The sequence below is a fragment of the Clostridioides sp. ZZV15-6598 genome, from assembly GCF_020657705.1.
GTDB lineage: Bacteria > Bacillota > Clostridia > Peptostreptococcales > Peptostreptococcaceae > Clostridioides > Clostridioides difficile_F.
This window is the reverse complement of the sequence record NZ_JAGWCS010000320.1, coordinates 1-490: the sequence shown is the minus strand read 5'-3', so window position 1 is coordinate 490 and position 490 is coordinate 1. Positions and strand designations below refer to the sequence as shown.

The following is a 490-nucleotide window of genomic DNA, read 5'->3' as shown; positions in this document are numbered from 1 at the left end:
CTACCTGATATTCTTTGTGGATTTTTTAGTTTGCTTTCTATATTTTTAGAAACTGTGTATTCTCCACCAATTATATAAGACTTATCTATTTTCTTATCTTTAAATAAATTATTTATTTCAGTTATATTACTATTTTCATTAGTAAGTATTATAGGCATATCATTTTGAGCTGATGCTGCACCAATACTTACTGCATCTGCTAATCCTTTTTCACCATTAACTACTGATATTTTTGATACATTACTAATTCCTTTTAATTCTTTAGCAAGATTTAAAGAAGTCTCATATCTATCATTTCCTGAAATTCTAGATACAGAGATATTATCTGACTTTATAGTATCTAAAGATTTTTCGTTTACAGAAGCTTCACCACCAATTACATATACATTTTTAACTTTTAATCTCTTTAATTCAGCTAAAGTCTTTTCATTTATTTGAGAGCTTCCAGTTAGCAATATAGGAGCATCTTTTTTATATGCGAATGGTGTTG

General features: G+C 27.1%; 1 protein-coding gene. It reads right to left on the bottom strand.

Translation table 11 applies throughout. The features are described 5' to 3' along the window. On the bottom strand, positions 1-490 hold a 490-nt coding region (locus KGF50_RS21835), incomplete at both ends, for a cell wall-binding repeat-containing protein (RefSeq protein WP_227849990.1).